Source organism: Cellvibrio fibrivorans (assembly GCF_031457055.1).
Taxonomy (GTDB): Bacteria; Pseudomonadota; Gammaproteobacteria; order Pseudomonadales; family Cellvibrionaceae; genus Cellvibrio; species Cellvibrio fibrivorans.
On record NZ_JAVDVX010000006.1, the window covers coordinates 13,795 to 32,568 of the forward strand.

General features: G+C 51.1%; 12 protein-coding genes. 4 read left to right on the forward strand and 8 right to left on the reverse strand.

Going from position 1 to position 18,774, the window contains the following annotated elements; translation table 11 throughout:
- Nucleotides 1–1,737: an acetolactate synthase 3 large subunit gene (locus tag J2X05_RS15465; protein ID WP_310074047.1), complete on the reverse strand. Its 1,737-nt coding sequence runs from the start codon at nt 1,735–1,737 to the stop codon at nt 1–3.
- Between the two features lie 524 nt (nt 1,738–2,261).
- Between J2X05_RS15465 and J2X05_RS15470 the strand changes: the two genes are divergently transcribed.
- Complete coding sequence (locus J2X05_RS15470) at nt 2,262–2,705, forward strand: DUF4124 domain-containing protein (RefSeq protein ID WP_310074049.1); 444 nt, start codon at nt 2,262–2,264, stop codon at nt 2,703–2,705.
- A 58-nt stretch (nt 2,706–2,763) separates the two neighbouring features.
- Here J2X05_RS15470 and J2X05_RS15475 read toward each other — a convergent pair whose 3' ends face one another.
- The 5 genes from J2X05_RS15475 to rluD all read right to left on the reverse strand — a co-directional run bounded on the left by J2X05_RS15475 (nt 2,764) and on the right by rluD (nt 12,183).
- A complete protein-coding gene (locus tag J2X05_RS15475; RefSeq protein WP_310074050.1) occupies nt 2,764–6,864 on the reverse strand; it encodes a S8 family serine peptidase in 4,101 nt (1,366 codons plus the stop codon).
- Between the two features lie 201 nt (nt 6,865–7,065).
- Nucleotides 7,066–9,723, reverse strand: coding sequence for an ATP-dependent chaperone ClpB (clpB, locus tag J2X05_RS15480; protein WP_310074052.1), 2,658 nt, complete (start codon nt 9,721–9,723; stop codon nt 7,066–7,068).
- 124 nt (nt 9,724–9,847) lie between these two features.
- The gene (locus J2X05_RS15485; protein ID WP_310074054.1) at nt 9,848–10,372 is read right to left on the reverse strand and encodes a magnetosome magnetite crystal formation protein family; all 525 of its coding nucleotides are present in this window, start codon (nt 10,370–10,372) and stop codon (nt 9,848–9,850) included.
- Between the two features lie 94 nt (nt 10,373–10,466).
- Nucleotides 10,467–11,225, reverse strand: a complete 759-nt coding sequence (gene pgeF, locus J2X05_RS15490; protein ID WP_310074056.1) for a peptidoglycan editing factor PgeF — start codon at nt 11,223–11,225, stop codon at nt 10,467–10,469.
- The gene (rluD, locus tag J2X05_RS15495; RefSeq protein WP_310074058.1) at nt 11,218–12,183 is read right to left on the reverse strand and encodes a 23S rRNA pseudouridine(1911/1915/1917) synthase RluD; all 966 of its coding nucleotides are present in this window, start codon (nt 12,181–12,183) and stop codon (nt 11,218–11,220) included. Before rluD ends, pgeF begins: the two co-directional genes overlap by 8 nt.
- Before the next feature lie 181 nt (nt 12,184–12,364).
- Here rluD and J2X05_RS15500 point away from each other — a divergent pair, with 181 nt between their 5' ends.
- A complete protein-coding gene (locus J2X05_RS15500; RefSeq protein ID WP_310074059.1) occupies nt 12,365–13,246 on the forward strand; it encodes an outer membrane protein assembly factor BamD in 882 nt (293 codons plus the stop codon).
- Between the two features lie 56 nt (nt 13,247–13,302).
- Here the strand turns inward: J2X05_RS15500 and J2X05_RS15505 are convergent, their stop codons facing one another.
- Complete coding sequence (locus tag J2X05_RS15505) at nt 13,303–14,931, reverse strand: NAD+ synthase (RefSeq protein WP_310074060.1); 1,629 nt, start codon at nt 14,929–14,931, stop codon at nt 13,303–13,305.
- Nucleotides 14,932–15,180: 249 nt separating this feature from the next.
- Between J2X05_RS15505 and J2X05_RS15510 the strand changes: the two genes are divergently transcribed.
- Nucleotides 15,181–16,845, forward strand: a complete 1,665-nt coding sequence (locus J2X05_RS15510) for a sensor histidine kinase (protein WP_310074063.1) — start codon at nt 15,181–15,183, stop codon at nt 16,843–16,845.
- A 29-nt stretch (nt 16,846–16,874) separates the two neighbouring features.
- Nucleotides 16,875–18,281, forward strand: coding sequence for a sigma-54-dependent transcriptional regulator (locus J2X05_RS15515; protein WP_310074066.1), 1,407 nt, complete (start codon nt 16,875–16,877; stop codon nt 18,279–18,281).
- 62 nt (nt 18,282–18,343) lie between these two features.
- On the opposite strand, the gene J2X05_RS15520 is transcribed toward J2X05_RS15515, so the two are convergent.
- Nucleotides 18,344–18,766, reverse strand: a complete 423-nt coding sequence (locus J2X05_RS15520; protein WP_310074068.1) for a type IV pilin protein — start codon at nt 18,764–18,766, stop codon at nt 18,344–18,346.
- Between the last annotated feature and the right edge of the window lie 8 nt (nt 18,767–18,774).

Consider the following 18,774-nt stretch of genomic DNA (forward strand, 5'->3'; position numbering starts at 1 on the left):
TTAGGTGCGCTCCGTTTTGCTTAGCAACATATCGCGCATAGAACCATTGGGCGCAACTTGCATTGGGTAAACGTGTTCAGATTGATCAACCATGATATCCATAAATACCACGCGGTCTTTCAATGCAAAACACTCTGCTAATTTCGCTTTCAGCTCTTCTTTTTTGGTCACACGAATTCCGACATGACCGTAAGCTTCCGCTAATTTCACGAAGTCGGGCAATGAATCTTCATACAGACTTTCAGCGTAACGGCTGGAGTACTGCATATCTTGCCATTGGCGAACCATGCCGAGCGCTTGGTTGTTGAGGCAGATAATTTTTACCGGCAAATGATATTGCGTGCAGCAAGAAAGTTCTTGAATACACATTTGAATTGAGCCTTCACCAGTTACACACACAACGGTCGCATCGCGATGCGCCATTTGTACACCCATCGCTGCAGGCAAACCAAAGCCCATAGTGCCGAGACCACCGGAGTTAATCCAACGGCGCGGTTTGTCGAACAAATAATATTGCGCGGCAAACATTTGGTGCTGGCCCACATCGGAGGTGACGTAAGCATCGCCTTTGGTCACTTCCCAAATCGCCTGAATCACTTCTTGCGGCTTAATTTTATCGCTGGTCGTATCAAAACGATTTTTGGTGTAGATGCCGTGACGCTCGCGCCAATCGTTAATTTGTTCCCACCAGGAAGCAAGCGCTTCTGCATCGGGTTTTTCATCGCTTTCTTTGATGAGCGTGAGCATTTCGCCCAGCACGCTATCAACCGCACCGACGATAGGTACATCGGCAGTAACGGTTTTGGAAATCGATGCAGGATCAATATCGATATGAATAATTTTTGCGTTCGGGCAGAACTTGCTTACAGTGTTGGTGACACGGTCATCAAAACGCGCGCCCACTGCAAGAATCACATCGCTGTGATGCATCGCGGTGTTGGCTTCGTAGGTGCCGTGCATGCCCAACATACCGAGGAAGTTTTTGCCGGTACCGGGATAAGCGCCCAAGCCCATCAGGGTATTGGTCACTGGGTAATTCAAAAGCTCTACCAATTCTTTGAGCAAATGCGAAGCATTGCCCTGCACTACACCGCCGCCGGAATAAATCATCGGGCGCTTGGCGCCGAGCAGCAGTTGCACCGCTTTTTTGATCTGGCCAGAGTGACCGCGAGTCGCTGGAGTATAGGAGCGCAGCTTGACCTTCTCGGGATACTCGTAAGGGAAGGTGTACGCCGGGTGCGTTAAATCTTTAGGCACATCGATAACCACTGGGCCAGGGCGACCGGTCGCGGCGATGTAGTAAGCCTTTTTCACGACTTCAGGAATTTCGCTCGCGTGTTTGATCATAAAACTGTGTTTTACGATCGGGCGGGAGATACCCACCATGTCGGTTTCCTGGAAGGCGTCCTCACCGATCAAGTGGCTTTGCACCTGGCCGGAGATGACTACCATCGGAATAGAATCCATATAGGCCGTCGCAATACCGGTGATGGCATTGGTCGCGCCTGGGCCGGAAGTCACCAGTACGGTGCCCACTTTGCCGGTCGCACGCGCGTAACCGTCGGCAGCATGGGTGGCCGCTTGTTCGTGGCGAACAAGAATGTGTTTAACGTCTTTTTGACGAAAGATGGCATCGTAAATATGCAGTGCCGCGCCGCCCGGATAGCCGAAAACGTATTCAACGCCTTCGTCTTTCAGAGCGCGGATGAGCATATCTCCGCCTGAAAGCATTTCCACGATAATTCCCCTTTTAGGATGTGAATCGCATATGCGCGTGTGTCTTTTACCAAGAGGCTGCTACAGCCGATAGTTGAGGCGGCAAAGAATCACACAGGAAAGCATTGGCACTTAGGGCAGGCCAACACCGTGATTGATCCACGATCAAAACCCGGCAAGGTCAGGATCGGATCAGCGAAAACCGTGCAGGTAAACAGCGGCTTTCTAAGGTGATGCTCTGGTAGGAGCATCGCCAGCAGAGGGTTCGCCAAGAGGGTGACTTGGCGGGAAGCAGATGAGTCCCCGAGCTTATCGGTCATCTGCCAGCCATCTGGAGGACTGGCAATTTTCGCAAGATATGGTTCAAAGTCAAGAAATTAACGCCGGAATGATGATTTTTTATGCATCGATCCAGGGAAGTATAGAGGTTAGGGGCAGGTAGCCACGAGCTTGCACTCGCTCACAGTTTTCCCTGTCGCGGTTTCGCTCCTTGCGCATTAGGTCTATAGTTGCTGCATTCGCATCAAGCAATAAGGGCAAGCTTCATGAAGTTTTCGCATATCGTAAAATTGGCCGGCATAGCGCTTGTTGGCGTAATGCTCAGCCAGCAGGGGTTCGCAAAAGAGAAGGTGTACACCTGGACCGACAGCAAAGGCACGGTTCATTACGGCGAACGCCCACCAAAAGATGTCAAGGCTACATTAGTACAAACTCGCACAGGTCACAGCGATCCAACACCTGCACAAATTGCGGCCTCTCAGCCCAAAGCAGAACCTACACCGCCCGCTGAGGATCCACGAGCAGTACAGGCGGCCGCACTCAAAAACCCTAAGCGCTGTGCCGCAGCAAAAGAAAATCTGAATATCCTGAATACGGTTGCCCGGATAAGAACCACGAATGAGCAAGGGATTGTAGTACCGCTGACTGAAGAGGATAAGGTGCAGCAGCGGATAGCCACGCAGAAAGTGATTGATCAGACCTGCGAATAACACAGACCGATTTGCAATAAAAAAAACGGCCACGAGATGGCCGTTTTTTGTTGGTTATTTATATCTTATCGCCTGATCGCCGGTACCGTTGGCGAGTGGCGGTTCCTGCCAAAACCCCACACAGTATTAGCATCCATATCCCCATCAAACCACCACCGCCCCCCGAGCCACTTCCCCCACCGGAATTAACCGCTGCTTTGCTGCTGGATGACTGAGCCTGACTACTCGCTGCAGCTGCTTTTACTGTGATGGTTTGCGTTATGTATGACAGATTATACCGGGAGTCGCTCGCATTCCAGATCACATAACTAGTCCCGACCGGGAAGGGTTTCCAATCGATTGTCCAAGCCGTAATTTCACCATCGACCAAATCGTAAGCCTTAACTTCTGGCTGGGGGACATCCGTTAGCGTTCCTGTTGCATCGACCGTGATATTGGCGGGTATTTGGATCACTGGAGCGGTAGTGTCACGCACCTCAAGGGTTTGCAGACTGGTGGCGATTTTCCCGACCGAGTTGGTAGCCCGCCAATAGATCGAGTGGGTACCAATACTGTAAGGTCCGATGTTGGACGTGACAGCTGCTATCTGGCCATCTTTTACATCTCGGGCAAATACGGGTGGCAAGCTATAAGCCGTCTCTAATGCAGTCGCTTCGACCGTCAAGTGCGGTAGCGGATCAAAGCTCGGTGGAGCAAGTACAAGACCACTTGCCCCCTGACCCAATTCAACAATCTCCTCTAGCGTCTGCACCAGTTTTACCCCTTTTTGTGTATCGCCAAGACTAATCCTTAGCGACGCTTTTACTGCCCCAGGAATTACCGGGAGCTTGGCAAGGTAGCGCCCGTTCTCCCGGCTTAACGCCAAAGGAACCCAATCAGCCGAGCCACTCAGCCGATATTCCATCTCCGGAGCTTCACTTTCACTGGCCACCTCACTGCTCATACTGAGCATGCTCAATTCGATTGCCAAATCGCTGCCGTTCAGAACCCGACTGGGGACACCGTCGTTAAGGAACCGCAACTGTTCGGGGAACTCCTTTAGCAGGTAGGTTGTTTGCCCTTGCAATAGGCTGGTGTCCAACTCCAGACGCATCTTAGATGGACTTATCACCCCCAGAAAGCGCGTCGGCTGATCCAGCTCGAACAGCAGATTGCTACAGGTGCCCGCTCCAAGAGGGAGATTAAATGTGCCACCACTGGTTTCCGAGCTGGTATTTAACTGTCCATCGCACAAGAGTCGATAAGACATGAGATCAAAAAAACTATTCTGCTGGGCATCGCGCTGGATGGTGTAGTTGCCACCAAACCAATAGGGCTCAGACATGCTCTGCACCTGTAATTCATTACTCCACCCATTGAAATAAAAGGCTGGAGCCATAAAGTAGGCGCCATCTGTAACGGTGATAGCCCGACCAGAACTGCGGTAGTTGGTCGCATCCGGGGTACTGAATACACCGCGCAGTTTGGTAAAGGACTGAGCATCCGTAAAGGCAAGGGAGCCCGTATTCATTAGTTGCAGATTCCACGCAAAAGGATCATCACTCAAGCGCTCCACCCCCATCGTCGGGTACCACTCACCTTTTTCCAGAGTGGAGACATTGGCATAGAGTTTTGCTGATATCGGCTGGTTGTAGACGGTCCCACTACTCCAGTAGGTGCCAAAAGCGACGAAGTCAAAGGTAGAGCGCAGCTGGCTCAACCCTTGGGAGAACCTGACACCCCCCGCCAACTTATCCAGATCAGCATAGGTAAAATCAACGCCACCGGCAGCGCGTAAATCCAAATCAAGATACTGCGACGACCGAATACCGTCTTTATAAAGGGCCGACAACAAATAATACTCACCCGTCACCCCAGGGCTTGTTTCTCTCAGTGAGAACAGCGCTGTCGCCGCTATCTGAACGCTCTCAGAGAGCTCCGATACACGCAAAATTCTTTTGCCGCTGCCACCTAAAAACAGCACGCTGCCTTGAGGAATATCAGTCATCCGCCATTCGATCAGTTGGGTTTTTGTAATCATCCCGTCTAAGGGGATGGAACTACCATCCAACCCAGTCACTGAGCCAATCGCTATTTCGTGGATTGCACTGGCTCGCTCCAGTTTGGTGGTGACACTATCCACCAGTTGAATATCTTCCTCGAACACTAGCGAATCCAGACTGCAGCCTTCCCCATAGAAAGTGGCCGCCAGATGGTAAGTACCCGGCTTGAGATCGAGCCCGAAATTGGTTGGCGCATCGGTGCAACTATTGAAATACTCCACACTGCCATAGCTGCCATCCTCATTGATCACATGCAGCAGAAAGAGGGGCGCATCGAACTCCACATTGAGCCGGGCGGCTTTGGCAAATACCAGTGGCAGCCGTATATCGGTTTCGGAATAACGAACATTGGCAACCACTTCATGATGCAAGGTCGCACTGTCGGCAAAGGGCAAGGTCTGGGTATCGACTAATAACTGCAGCTTCACCGTGGTTTGCTCACCTGCCGCCAACTCCTGTTCACCCGCTGGGTCAACCAACCCGCTGGCGCCTTGGGGAAATACCACCGGCGCGGTTGTCGCCACCTTGAGCGAGTTGCTGCTGATATTTTTCAACGTCAGTGGCAGATTTGCCGACCAGCTCGGCTGCGCAAGATTCACTGATCCAGCCGACAAAAGCGCTGGACTTACCAACAACTTGGCACTTGCAGCTTGCGCCAGATCCATCATCCCTGCGCCCTGTGTGAACACATCCTGCCCCAAATCACTACCGGTATTAATCAACAGAGTTTTAAGTTCGGCTGGGGTCAGGTTGGGATAAAGCTGCTTTAACAATGCAGCGCCACCCGCCACGTGGGGAGTGGCCATACTGGTTCCACTGAGCCGAACATAACTGCCGCCGGGCTTGGCCGAGTTGATCTCCACACCCGGCGCTACCAATTCCGGCTTTACATAAGCCTTGCCAGAAATTGGCCCACGTGAGCTAAAACCGGCGATAGCGCCGTTGTTATCGCTAGCGCCCACCGTCAACACCTGTTCAGCATTTCCCGGTGAACCTATGGTGGAATAGGAGCTACCGCTATTGCCCGCCGCTACCACTACCACTACCCCTGCAGCCATGGCGTTGTTTGCGGCTTCCGAGATAGGCGAGTCGGGCGCTCCCGAGCCTCCCAAACTCATATTAACTATATCAATCTGGTCATCCGTCAGCGGGTTGCCATCGGGATCAACGGCTTTTTCCAGCGCCGCAACAATGCCGCTTTCCATGCCCCAGCCCTGATCGCTCAACACCTTATAGGCATAGAGGTTCACATCGGGTGCCATACCGGTGAGCGTGCCCTTGGCTGCAATGATGCCCGCCACATGGGTGCCGTGGCCGTGTTTGTCGATAGGATTGGTGGCATCCTCCCCTTCAACAAAATTGTGCCCCCCAGCCACCTTGCAGCCGGTTCCGATACACCCGCCCAAATCGGGATGGGTGTAATCAATCCCCGTATCCAGCACCGCCACTGTCACCCCTTGGCCGGTGACCTCGCGCGCCTGGCTGTCGCGCATTGCCCACAGCTGCGGCGCCTTGGTAATACCCACACTTTCAGCCAGAAAGGCTTTTATCCGGGTATCCGGGTACACCGCAGCCACCTGTGGCAATCGGCGGATCCGCTCAATGCTGTTTGCTTCGGCAGTGATGCTCATCGTATTGGTTAACTGTGTAAATTGCCCGTGCATCTGCTGCATCAGCTTCTGTTTGCGCAATTCGCCCAGCAATTGACTCTGGCTTTTTTGTACGCGTTGCAACTGGCTTTGGGTGGATTTTCCCAGCAGTTGTTGCTGCGCACGCGACAGTTTGCCCGTCGCTCGCATTTGCTCGCGCTGCTGCTTGAGATAGGGTCTGACCGCTTGATCTTTTAAACGCACCAGCAATCGCTGCGGCTGGGTGTGGTCAAGAGTTTGGATTTGCAGTTGCCCAGATTGATTATCGATACTCACCGCGCCACCAGCCGGTAACGCAAATGACTGGGGTTCGCTGTTGTCGGGATGATTGTCGAGCTGATTGCCCGACTGATTGTGTTGCTGATGGATCTGGATAATTTGCTGGGGGGATTGATTCGCCTGAGCCAGGTGCACCAGTGCGCAAAAGGCCAGTGCCACCACACCGGCTGATAATGTCCGTGGGAACATAACATCTCCATGATTTTTTATGATTGGGTTTTGAGTGCGGTTGCCGAGCGAGCGTTTTACCACTTTGTCGCCAAATTGATCAACTTTTACTTGAATAACGATAAATAAGTGTAGCCGCTGAAAGTACATTTACAGGGATAAAAAAAACGCCGTCATTGCGACGGCGTTTAGTAAGTCTATTTTGAGCGAACTCATATGCAGTTAATTCAACCGCTTGGGGTCAAACACAATTTTATCGCCTAACAATTTACCGTGAATAATCGCGCCGGGCATAAATTTACCACCGAGGATATCCTGTGCCAGCGGGTTTTCAATCAACTGCTGGATGGCGCGTTTTAAAGGGCGTGCACCATAGACAGGATCAAAACCGACACTTGCCAATTTATCCATCACTTCATCCTCCAACTCCAGACTCAGTTCGCGTTCGGCTAAACGTTTTCTCAACAGCTCCAACTGGATATCGGCAATACCGCGAATTTGTTCGCGCCCGAGCGGATGGAAGACAACAACCTCATCAATACGGTTGATAAATTCCGGGCGGAAATGGCCACCGACAACTTCCATCACCGCATCTTTCATCGCGTTGTAGCGATTCTCATTATTGAGTGAATTGTTCATATCGTCATTCACAAAACTGTCGAAACTCACAGTGTCGAAAGATTTATCTTCCGCTAATTCCTGGATGCGATCCGACCCTAAATTCGAGGTCATTACAATTACCGTATTCCGGAAATCCACAGTGCGGCCTTGGCCGTCGGTCAAGCGTCCATCGTCCAATACTTGCAACAAAATATTGAATACATCGGGATGCGCTTTTTCAATTTCATCGAGCAAAATCACCGAGTAGGGTTTGCGGCGCACCGTCTCGGTGAGATAGCCACCCTCTTCATAACCCACATAACCCGGTGGTGCGCCGATCAAACGGGCGACCGAATGTTTTTCCATAAATTCCGACATATCGATACGCACCATCGCATCGCTTGTATCAAATAAAAATTCGGCAAGGGATTTACACAATTCGGTTTTACCGACACCGGTTGGCCCTAAAAATAAAAATGAACCATTGGGACGGTTGGCATCGGACAAGCCCGCGCGCGAACGGCGCACCGCATTGGCAACAGCGACTACCGCCTCGTGTTGGCCAATCACACGTTTATGCAGCGACTCTTCCATGCGCAATAATTTTTCGCGCTCGCCCTCCAACATTTTGGAGACGGGAATACCAGTCCACTTGGAGACCACCTCGGCAATTTCTTCTTCGGTCACCTTATTGCGCAGCAGTTTCATTTCCATCATTTCCGCTTGGCCGGCCATATCCAATTGTTTTTCCAGCTGCGGAATAATCCCATATTGAAGTTCTGACATGCGCGCCAAATCGCCTTTGCGGCGTTTTTCTTCCATTTCAAAACGCGCCTGCTCTAATTGGCTTTTAATTTCTTGTGAGCCTTGCAGCGCTGCTTTTTCAGCGCGCCAGATTTCTTCCAAATCATTCAGTTCACGCTCGAACTTATCGATATCCTGATCGAGTTTGGCGAGGCGTTTTTTGCTTGCTTCATCTTCATCTTTTTTTACCGCTTCGCGTTCAATTTTGAATTGGATTAAACGGCGTTCCAGACGATCCATCTCCTCCGGCTTGGAATCTATTTCCATGCGGATACGGCTGGCGGCTTCGTCAATCAAATCAATCGCTTTATCAGGTAATTGTCGATCGGTGATATAGCGCTGGGATAGTTTTGCGGCGGCGATAATCGCCGAGTCGGTGATATCCACGCCGTGGTGGACTTCATAGCGCTCTTTCAAACCGCGCAAAATGGCGATGGTGTCGGACTCATTAGGTTCGTCGACCAATACTTTTTGGAAGCGGCGCTCCAGCGCTGCATCTTTTTCAATATATTTGCGATATTCATCGAGCGTGGTAGCACCCACGCAATGCAATTCACCGCGCGACAGCGCCGGTTTAAGCATATTGCCTGCATCCATTGCACCTTCGCCTTTACCGGCGCCGACCATGGTATGCAGCTCGTCGATAAATAAAATAATGCGGCCTTCTTGTTTGCTTAATTCGTTAATAACGGATTTCAACCGCTCTTCAAATTCACCGCGAAATTTTGCCCCGGCGAGCAGTCCACCCAAATCGAGCGACAGCAGCCGTTTATCTTTTAAACCTTCGGGCACTTCACCGTTGACAATACGCTGCGCGAGCCCTTCCACAATCGCAGTTTTACCCACACCTGGCTCACCAATCAAGACGGGATTATTTTTGCTGCGGCGTTGCAACACCTGGATAGTGCGGCGAATTTCGTCGTCGCGGCCAATCACCGGATCGAGTTTGCCCGCTTCCGCGCGCGCGGTTAAATCGACAGTATATTTTTCCAGTGCCTGACGGTTGCCTTCGGAATCGGCGTCATCCACATTTTCGCCGCCGCGCACTTTTTGGATACCTTGCAGCAGGCGCTGGGCATTGCCAAATTTTTTCAATATATCCGGCACTGCGCCCTGCATTTCAGTCATCAACACCACCAGCACTGAATCGCTGGAGACAAATTTGTCGCCAGTTTTTTGCGCGTGACGGTCAGCGAGATTCAACATGCGCACCATATCAGGCGACATAGTGACTTCGCCGGTAGGATTTTTAATTTGCGGTAAACTTTCCACGTATTCATTGAGCGCAGTGCGCAGCCCGGCGACATCAAACCCCGCCTGGTTCAGCAGCAGGCGCACACTGGCCGCTCCTTTCTGGTCGATCATCGCGAGCAATAAATGGGCTGGATCCAGTTGGCTGTGATCTTGCCCCAACGCAATGGATTGGGCGTCGGACAGCGCTACTTGCAATTGATTGGTTAAACGGTCGATACGCATGGATTACCTCAAGCGATGTGATACTCAGTTGAGGCAGAGGTGGGGCGTGAGGGAGGCGATTTCAAGCAGGCCGAGAACCTGCTTGTCATCTTTGCCGGGAATAAATAGCGCTTTTTGCGCTAGATCAATTTTGCGGGCTATTCGGAACAACCGGTGTACGCGCTGTTTCGCGCACATCAAAAAACTTGATCGACATGGGGTAGTTTTTAATAACGCCCTTGTTGGCATCCATCGCGCCCATGATGGTGAACACAATCGAGCATACAAACAGTATTGCTATGAGAAAGAAGCCAACCACAATAAAACACAGGATCACACTTACCAAAAAGTAAATCAGCGAGCTGAACACCCAGTTCATCACCACCTTGCCCTGCTCATCAACATAAGCATCTTCTTTTTTGGATTGCCACATAATCAGCGGGACGATAAGCCCCAGAAACGGAAACAACCAGGAGCAGAATTGGGTGAGGTGCAACACCATCGCATAATCATAATTGTTGGTTTGCATAATGGTGTGCGGCTGCGGCGCGGGTGCAGACTGCTGTGGCTGGGCGCCGAGGATGCGCTCCTTGGCCTGCTGGTACTCCTCTTCACTGATCAGGCCTTTTTGTTTCAGGTCGCTCAGCTTTTCAATTTGGTCGAGGTCCATAATGATTCCTTGTTGGTGATGGTTTCGATAAACGTTATGCACGAAAACTTAGATGCAAGTACTGCTGCAACCGGATTCAGTCAGTGCAAAAAAATTATTCCAGCCAGATAACACTCGCCATCCGCCCGGTCACTTTGTCGCGGCGAAAAGAGTAAAAACGGGTTTCATCAGCATAGGTGCAATCATTGCCACCGTAAATTGCAGTCACCCCCAAAGCATGTAATTCAGCGCGGGCGAGCGCATAAATATCGGCATAAAAATGCAGTGGACGGTGTGCAGAGATAAACGCGTTAGCAATCTCCTCAGCATGTTGCTGGCTGCGCGCCGCTTTAAAAAAGGCTTCAAGCACATCCACCCCCACCTCAAAGTGCGGCTGTGAAATCGCGGGGCCGAGGTAGGCAAGAATATCGTCCGGTTTGGCGTTGAATTTTTGCAGGCCGCGCGCGCATATCCCTTTTGCCAAACTGCGCCAGCCGCAATGTAATGCGGCAACCTGGGTGCCCTGTTTATCGCACAACAAAATCGGCAGGCAATCAGCTGTCATTACCAAACAGGCCTGACCGGGCTGATTGCTGTAACTGCCATCAGCTGTGCGCACCACTCCATCGGTTTTGGCATTCACGACTTTCACACCGTGAATCTGCTCAAGCCACTGTGGTGTATGTTGCAACCCCAAGTGCGCGGATAGTTGCGCGCGGTTAACGGCAACATGTTCCGGATTATCGCCGACGTGTAACCCCAGATTATTACTCGCGTAGGGCGGCAAGCTGACGCCACCAGCACGGGTGGTGATATAGCTGCGCACATTGGCGGGGGCGGGCCAGTCAGGCGTGATGCCACTCATATCAGTCATCAACAAGGGTGAACCCGGTATTGAGTGCATCGAGCAGGTTTTTAAAATCCTCCGGCAAGGGTGCAGTCCACTCGGTGTATTCGCCGGTGCCTGGATGTTCCAAGCCCAATTTAAAGGCATGCAGCGCCTGGCGCGGGAAGCTTTTGAGGGTATCGATTAAATGCTGGTTGGCGCCTTTGGGGATTTTAAAACGGCTGCCGTAGGTTGGATCACCCACCAACGGATGACCGATATGTGCCATATGCACACGAATTTGGTGGGTACGGCCAGTCTCCAGTTTCACGCGGATATGAGTATGGCTCGGGTAGCGTTTGGCCACGCGGTAGTGAGTCACGGCACGCTTGCCGCCCGCCTTGAGTACCGCCATGAGTTTGCGCTGCATAGGATGACGCCCCATTGGGGCATCCACGGTGCCACCACCGGTCATAGCGCCTATGGCAACAGCTTCGTATTCGCGGCTAACAGTGCGGTCGGCCAGCTGCTCAACCAGATCGGTATGGGCTTCCAGGGTTTTGGCAATCACCATCAACCCTGTGGTTTCTTTGTCGAGGCGGTGCACAATCCCCGCGCGCGGCAAATTCACCAAGCCGGGAATATGGTTGATCAACGCATTCACCAGCGTACCTGTGTAGTTGCCAGCAGCCGGGTGAACTACCAGCCCGGCTTGCTTGTTGATGATGATCAAGTCGTCATCTTCGTGGATGATATCGAGCGTTATTTCTTCCGGCTGCCACTCGCCCTGAGCCTCCAACTCTGCCTTGAGCTCCAGTACTTCACCGCCGATCAACTTGTCTTTTGGCTTGGCAGTACGGCCGTCTACTTTGAGCTGGCCATCTTTAATCCAGCTCGACAAACGCGAGCGGGAGAAGTCAGGGAACAACTCGGAGGCGATCTGGTCGAAGCGCATGCCGCTCATCTGGATGGGCACTTGCGCGCTCAGGTCAAAAACGTCTTTCATTAAAAAACCTCTAGTGATTGTTTCTGGCGGTAAGTGTTTTGCCAAAAACCGGAAATTGGGAGCTTTTACTGCTGCCAGATTGGTATCCGCCAAGCTCTGTGTTTAAATACCCTGCCCCGCAAACGGGGTCTATTTTATCGAGATAAGAGTCTATAACCCTATGCGAGTCCTGCCCTGTTTGATGCTCAGCACCCTTGTACTGCTGACTGCCTGCTCCAGCAAAGAGCCCGAATACACCACCGAAGCGGACCTCTACCACGCCGCCGAAGAGCAACTTGAGCGCAGCCAGTGGGAATCGGCGATCAAAAACCTCAACTCGCTCGAAGAAAACTTTCCCTTCGGCACCTATGCTGACCAAGCGCAACTGGAACTCATATACGCTCATTACAGCTCAGGCGAAGCCGATGCGGCAATCGCTACGGCGAACCGCTTTATCCGATTGCACCCCCAACATCGCAATGTGGACTACGCCTACTACATGCTGGGGATGGCGTCCTTTACCAAAGATCAGGGCATGTTTGAACGGGTGATGCCGGTGGACACATCCAAACGCGATCCGGGTGCAGCACGCGAATCATTGGCGAATTTTACACAATTGCTAAATCGTTATCCCGACAGCAACTATGCTGCCGATGCGAAAAAGCGCATGTTGCACCTTCGTAATCATTTGGCACGCTACGAAATCCATGTGGCCAATTACTACTTCAAGCGCGGCGCCTATGTCGCTGCAGTGGGCCGCGGCCGCTACGTGATTGAAAACTTCCCGCAGGCACCGGCCACTCCCGATGCACTGGCCGTTATGGTACAGGGTTATCACCTGCTAAAGATGCCCGACCAATCTAACGAGATGCTGGAAATCCTGAAACTTAACTACGCCGATTATCCGGCACTGAACAAAAACGGCGAGTTCGATTACGACTACATGTACAACAATGGCCAATCGCCCTGGCTGGCCTACCTGACGCTGGGCTTGTTCAGCAAAAATGAAATCACCGGTTTTGATACCCGTGAAATCTACGACCCGCAATACAAAGTCACTACCGATGTAGCGCGCGCTGATTGATCAAATTAGTGCACACCCATAAAGGCCGCTTCTGCGGCCTTTATTTTTTTACCCGATCAATCACCCATCTTCCAACCCGACGTGATTGGATAGCGACGATCCCGACCAAAACCGCGCTGGCTAATGCGAATCCCGATCGGCGCCTGACGGCGTTTGTATTCATTCACATCCACCAAGCGCACTACCCGCTCAACCTGCTCGCGGTTAAAACCTTCGGCGATAATCGCTTCTGCGCTGTAATCCTGTTCTACATACAACTCCAGAATGCAGTCGAGAATGTCGTAAGGCGGCAGGCTGTCTTCATCCTTCTGATCCGGTGCCAGTTCGGCCGATGGTGGACGGGTAATCACGCTTTCAGGAATCACTTCACCGAGGGTATTACGGTAGCGCGACAGGGCAAACACCAGGGTTTTGGGCACATCTTTGAGTGCATCAAACCCGCCCGCCATATCGCCGTAGAGTGTGGAGTAACCTACTGCCATTTCGCTTTTGTTGCCGGTGGTCAGCACCAGATAGCCTTTTTTGTTGGAGATGGCCATCAGCAATACCCCACGGCAACGCGCCTGCAGGTTTTCCTCTGTGGTATCGCGCTTGGTACCCGCAAATTCATCGCTAAGTGCGGCCATAAAGGCTTCGTACATGGGCTCGATACTGATCGAGCTGTAGCGCACCCCAAGGCGCGCCGCTTCATCGGCCGCATCGTTTTTGCTTAAATCGGATGTATAGCGGAAGGGCATCATCACGGCTTCAACACGCTCGGCACCCAGTGCATCTACTGCCATGGCAAGTGTCAGGGCGGAATCAATACCACCGGACAACCCCAGCACCACACCCTTGAAGCGGTTTTTATTGACGTAATCGCGCATCCCTACCACCAGCGCCTGATACACAGCTGCGATATTGTCAGGAATAGTCTCCAGCGACTGCAGTGGGACGCTGACGTGTTTTAGATCCCAGTCAACAGAAAGCGGGAATTGACCCTCAGCAAAAGAAGGTGCACGGAAACGGGTTTCACCCTGGGCATCCATCACCACCGAGCCGCCGTCAAACACTAATTCATCCTGCCCACCCACCAGATTGGTATAGACAACCGGCATTTGGCCTTCGCGCGCGCGCTGGCCAATAACAGCTTCGCGCTCCAGCTGCTTGCCCTGATGGTAAGGTGAGGCGTTGAGATTGAGCATTAATTTGGCACCGGCCGCACTGGCCTGCGCCATAGGTCCTGGGAACCAAATATCCTCACAGACGCTCAATGCGGTAGGGATACCCTTGAGGTCAAATACACAGGGGCTATCCCCCGCCGCGAAATAGCGTTTTTCATCAAACACCTGATAATTGGGCAAACACTGTTTGGCGTATTCAGCGACCAACTTCCCGTCCGCAATGACCCCCGCCATGTTATACAACTGACCATCACTTACGCGGGGATAACCAATCACTAGCGCGACTGGCAAGTTTGCCGCCATCAACTCGTGCAACGCCCTATCGATGCGCACAGCCAAACTCGGGCGCAGCAACAAGTCTTCCGGCGGGTAGCCCGTCAGGGTCAGCTCGGGGAACACTATTGCATCCACCTGCCCTTGCGCCAATGCAGTTCGTGCAACAGCAAGTACCTTGGCTGTATTGCCGGGAATATCACCTACGAGTGTATTAATTTGGGCAAGAATTAACTGTAACTGCGACATAGAATTCAAGGGATAAGAGAGTGGGAACAGCATCGCTGAAAATAAGTCTGGAATCGCATAGCGGAAAGCAGCACAAGCGGTGGGAAACTGGCAAAATTAGCCCACACAATCAGCCTATGCACAACCAGACACCTAAAAAGGATTATAGGCTCCAGGCGACTCAAACACAGGCGCGCATTGTCCGCGAAATAACCTTTTAAAGCCAAGCGGATTTTGCCCGGTTATCCCAAAAGGACACAGCAGAAGATCATGACCTCCAATTTGCTCAACCACCCCCACAGTTACAATCCCTACGATTTACTGCGCATCTACACCTATTACCGCACGCTGCTCGGCAGCGTATTGCTGTTGATGTTCCAAATAGAGTTCGCGCCTAAAATCCTGGGCAATGACAATCCGAATCTGTTTTTGTACACCTCGGTTGCCTACACTGCTATCAACTTTATGACCCTGATCGTTATGTGGCGATTAAAGTATTCCCCCTCACAGCGCAAACTGTTTGGCTCGCTGTTAATTGATGTGATTGCAATTGGCCTGTTGATGCACACCAGTGGTGGGGCAGTCAGCGGATTGGGCTATCTGTTGCTGATAGCTATTGCAGCAGGGGGGATTATGCTGCGCGAGCGGGTTTCATTTTTTCTCGCCGCCATTACCACTATCGTAGTGATAGGTGAGGGGGCGTTTCGTTTTCTGATTCTTACCCAGGATAACAAATCGCTCTTTGCGTCAGGCACACTCAGCGCGCTCGCATTCCTCACTGCACTCTTGTTTCAATATCTCACGAAAAAAATCCGTCTTTCTTATGCAGAAGCGGAGACCCAGGCGGCACAAGCAGCGCATCTGCAAAAACTGGCGCAACTTATTGTGGAAAGGATGCGCACCGGAATATTAGTGCTCAATAAAAACCTGGAGATAGAACTGTACAATCAGGCAGCACTAAAATTGCTCGGCGCGACAAATGACCCTTCGGAAAAATTGCGTTTGGACCGATTCCCAGATCTGTATAAAAAACATCAATCCTGGCAGCGCAACGCAAATGATCACTCGCCTTATTTAAAAATTGATGGCGATACAATCACCGAAGCCAAAGTCAACTTTGCCCACCTGGAGCCGGGCAATACGTCAAATGTGTTGATTTTCCTGGAAGATGTACGCTCACTTAATCAACAAGCGCAGCAATTAAAACTGGCGTCGCTGGGGCGTTTAACAGCGAGTATCGCCCATGAGATTCGCAACCCCCTCGGCGCCATCAGCCACGCCAGTCAACTATTAGGCGAATCTGATGCACTGCCAGCCAGCGATCATCGACTACTGGATATTATTAACAATCACAGCAAACGCGTTAATCAAATCATTGAAAATATTTTGCAGTTATCGCGGCGGCGCGGGGCCAAACCAGCACAAATTAATTTACAGCAGTGGATTCCTGCATTTGTCGCAGACTACAAAGCCAGCAAAAGCAACGGCTATCAATTGAACATACAAGTGAAAGAAAAAAATATCGGGGATTCGCACAGTGAATTTGACTACGACGACGCAAGTACAATCACCACACTGTATGCCAAATTCGACACCAGCCAATTACAACAAGTGCTCACAAACCTTTTCGATAATGGCATACGCTATGGAATAAGCCAGACAGGGCGTCCCGATTTACGTATCGAAATTGGCTTGGACACCAATCAACAGCAACCCTATATTCGTGTGATCGATTACGGCGCAGGCATTAGCGACGACAATAGCAAACATTTATTTGAACCTTTCTTCACTACCGAAAATACCGGCTCAGGATTGGGGTTGTACATTTGCAAAGAGTTGTGTGAAGCCAATCAGGCTATTATTTCCTACAGACGCACAGATAAAGGCGAGAGTTGTTTTCATCTACAACTGGCCCATCCGGAAAAAACATCTTAATAAAAAGTTCACGAAATTCAGGAACAACTATGACTCAAAAACGCGCGCTCATTATCGATGATGAACCCGACATCCGCGAACTGCTGGAAATCACGTTGGGTCGCATGGACATTCATACCGACTCAGCGGATTCAGTTGCCAGCGCAAAACAATTATTGATGCGCAACCATTATGATTTGTGTTTAACCGATATGCGCTTGCCCGACGGTAAAGGACTGGAGCTGGTGGAATTAATTCAACAGCAATATCCCCATTTGCCCGTAGCCGTAATTACAGCTCACGGTAGTATCGATACCGCCATTGAATCCATGAAAGCCGGTGCATTTGATTTTATCTCCAAACCGGTAGACTTGCCGACGCTGCGCAAGCTGGTCAACACTGCCATTGAATCCAGCCAACTCATGCCGCAGCCGCTGGCAAAGGTCACCCCCATCATCGGTGAGTCCAAAGCCATTCAGGACTTGATTCGCAGCATTGAAAAACTCGCACGCTCACAAGCTCCCGTTTATATCAGTGGCGAATCAGGTTCGGGAAAAGAGTTGGTTGCTCACTCCATTCACGATTTAGGGCCGCGCGCCAATAAACCGTTTATCGCCGTTAACTGCGGCGCGATTCCACGCGAGTTGATGGAAAGTGAATTTTTTGGCCACAAAAAGGGAAGTTTTACTGGCGCACACCAAGACAAAATCGGTTTATTCCAGGCCGCAGAAGGTGGCACCTTATTTTTTGATGAAGTCGCTGATTTACCGTTGGATATGCAAGTGAAATTACTGCGCGCCATTCAGGAAAAATTTGTCCGCCCGGTGGGCGCCGCCGATGAAATCGCCACCGATGTACGTATCCTCTGCGCAACACATAAAAATCTGGAAGTAGAAGTGAAAGAGGGTCGCTTCCGCCAGGATTTATTTTATCGCCTGAATGTAATTCAACTTGCCGTCGCCCCACTGCGCGAAAGGCGCGAAGATATCGCCCTGCTGACACAACACCTGCTACACAAACTTGCTACAGATATTGGTCATGCTGCACCTACACTTTCAGCAGATGCACAGCGTCTGCTGGAAAGCTATCACTTTCCCGGCAACGTACGCGAACTGGAAAATATTCTGGAGCGAGCCTTCACGCTCTGCGACAGTAATCTAATCGATGCCCAGGATTTACAACTGCGGGGACACGATCAGCCGCTCGACAATAACATCGACAAAACCTATTCAACAACCAAGCCATCGACACGCACCAACAGCGGCTCAGTAGATTACCCGGCACGCTGCGCAGAATACTCGTCACTAGATGAATACTTACAAGATGTTGAAAAAGAAATTCTTTGCCATGCACTGGAACATGCGAAGTGGAACAAAACTTTGGCCGCAAAACATTTGGGAATTAGCTTTAGATCGCTACGTTATAGATTACAAAAATTGGGATTGGATGATGAGTAAACTTTAAAAATCGCAGATAAAAAAATAGCCTCACAATGAGGCTATTTTTTTAAAACAAAAGGCTACCAACACGCATCTGGCAATTGCACGCCCGTATGTCGTAGCCTCATCTCATTACACCCATCCGTTAAATCTTTAGTCTGCGGCGCCTTAATAGCGGTAGCTAACAGCTCAAACGAGGTTGCAGCGACACCGCCCGCGATCGGCGCAATCGTAATGCGATAATAACCTGCCCCTCGGGTCTCAATACCACCATCAATCAAGTCAGCATACACCGGACAGTTAGCGGCATTATCAAACCTTGCAAAGGATGAATAACAGCGCTGCAAGCGCTGGGAAATATCCATGAGCTCCACTTTCGCCTCGGCGCGGTTACTTTTACGCACCGATTCCATATAGGAGGGATAGGCAATCGCTGCGATAATGCCGACAACTGCAACAACAATCATTAACTCAATTAAAGTAAAACCATTTGTTAGTTTCATTATTTTTC